Below are 2,113 nucleotides of genomic sequence, written 5' to 3'. Positions count from 1 at the left end.
GGTGGAACTTTCCAGTTCCTTCTGGCTGGGAGCTTTTGGCTTTCTTAGCGTACGAAAAATGGCCCCACCACAAGGCGGCCGCTGAAGGGCGTGCGGTGGAGCTAGGCCTGCGTTAGGCTAAAGGATTTTCTTCTCAGTAAGAGCTTTTAGCGGTTAACGCGGGTGTATGGGTGCACGTAGTTGAGCTTCTCCGCCGGCATTGGCAGGATCAGATCGTCACCGAACGGGCTGGATGCACCAGCGAACGGCGCGTAGATTTCGGTAATTGCGTGCTCGCGATTTTCATTCTTCGGCCAAGCCGGGGATACGAAGCCATTCTTCTTATTCGACATAAGCCTTATTATTCCAAACCCCGGCCCAAAAAGTAACTCGATAACCCACTAAACTTATTCGCCACCATGACCCCACCTCACAGCACTTCCTCCGCGGCGGTCCAATTCCGCACGTGGCTTGCAGATCTTGACCAAGAGCAGCTTTCGACGCTGCTTGGCTATCGCAGCGATGTGCTCTCACCGCTACCCCCGGGAATCGCCCCGTTGGCAACGCGCCTTAGCCTGACCACTTCCCTAGCGCGCGCACTCGCGCAGTGCGATGCCGAGTTGCTTGCTACTGCCGAGGACATCGCTTTGCGGGGCGGCGAACTGGAACCCGTAGAAATTTTGGCCCCAGAGCCAACCGCACGGCTGCTCGAGCGAGGCCTTGCATTCGAAGTGGAAGCACAGGGCGTATGCCTTGCCCCAGGGCTCATGCAGGCGCTTCCCACCGGGTGGTCGCTACTACATCAGAGCACCACCGACCCCGAGGAGATCGCAGCACTGCCCGAGGATGAGGCACGGATTCTGCAAACCCTGGCCGCCTCTGGCGGAGTGGGCGCTACTCGCGACGCAGCACCCGATGCTGATCCCACGCGCCCAATCCCCCGCCTTTTGACCAAGGGCATTCTCACCCGCGTCGATTCCCGCACCGTGCGCCTGCCGCGCGCCGCCCGTCGCGCGCTGGCGGGACACAGCCCCGAGCTCATTCCGCTGCGCCCAAGCGGCCGTGCCGGCACCCCGCCACTAGAGAAGAAGGCGGGGGAAGCAGGCGCCGCCACTGGACTGCAAGTAGTTCGCGAGCTGGAAAGACTCATCGATCTTGTCGGTGCTCGACCCATCGAGCTTTTGAAAGACAAGACCGTAGGCGTTCGCCCGCAGGCCCAACTCGCCAAGGAACTCGGCATCCCAGAGCTGGAGCTGCGCCGCCTGGTTTGCCTCGGCTTTTCCGCTCGTCTCCTAAGCCGCGGCGAACCGAAGGGCTTGGAGGGTAACTTCTTAGCGCCTACCCAAGGCGCACAGGAATGGCTAGATGCCGGCCTGTCTGAGAAGTGGAGCCTGCTCCTAGATGCCTGGCAGTCCTCTACCTGGCAGCCTTGGGCCGAAGGCCGCCTGCTTTCCACCGAAAGCGTCTCTGAGCATTTGGCCCGCCACCGCCGCACGGTGATGGACGTCTATGCCCACGCCTCAGTCCCACTTAGCAAAGAGGAATTTTCCGAAGAGCTGCGCTTCCGCGCCCCGCTTTTTACAACGCACACGAAGTCCTCCACCATCGATGCCCTCGTTGCCGAAGCTGAATGGATCGGAGCCATTTCGCTAGGCCAAGCCACCCGGGTGCTACTGGATCCTGCGGCCACGCATACCCTTACCCCGGAAGAAGTGGACTACTTCATCATCCAGGGCGATCTCACGGTCTTGGTTCCCGGACCGCTGGAGGCCAGCGCGCATCGCCGGTTGGGAGATCTCGCGGACTTGGAATCGCCAGGCCTAGCCAGCGTCTACCGTATTAGCGAGTCCACGCTGCGCCGCGGCTTGGACGTAGGCATGACGGCGCAAGAGATCACCGACTTCTTCGCCGCCCACAGCGAGGTGCCTCAGACCCTCGAGTTTCTCATCCGCGACGTCGATAGGCGCCATGGCACGCTGCGCTCCGGCCCTGCGCTGGCGTACCTTCGCAGTGAAGATCCCGCCCTTCTCGAAATGGCGGTGCGGGCGGTGCCAGAGCTGCGCCGCATCGCTCCTACCGTCGCAATATCGCAAGTGCGCGTCGGTGAGCTGCTGGAGAAACTGCGCGCCCACGG

At 61.9% G+C, this 2,113-nt stretch carries 2 protein-coding genes; one reads left to right on the top strand and one right to left on the bottom strand.

Annotated features, from left to right (window positions below):
- Positions 1–146: 146 nt before the first annotated feature.
- Positions 147–332 (bottom strand): hypothetical protein, encoded by a 186-nt coding sequence (locus HMPREF2724_RS08335; protein WP_061921131.1) that lies wholly within the window; start codon positions 330–332, stop codon positions 147–149.
- 66 nt (positions 333–398) lie between these two features.
- Here HMPREF2724_RS08335 and HMPREF2724_RS08330 point away from each other — a divergent pair.
- Positions 399–2,113, top strand: a 1,715-nt coding sequence (locus HMPREF2724_RS08330; RefSeq protein ID WP_246818234.1) for a helicase-associated domain-containing protein, incomplete at its 3' end; no start/stop codon positions are given.

This window comes from Corynebacterium sp. HMSC071F07 (genome assembly GCF_001810285.1).
Classification (GTDB): domain Bacteria; phylum Actinomycetota; class Actinomycetes; order Mycobacteriales; family Mycobacteriaceae; genus Corynebacterium; species Corynebacterium simulans.
The sequence above is the reverse complement of the archived record's forward strand: the minus strand, read 5'-3'. Positions and strand labels throughout refer to the sequence as shown.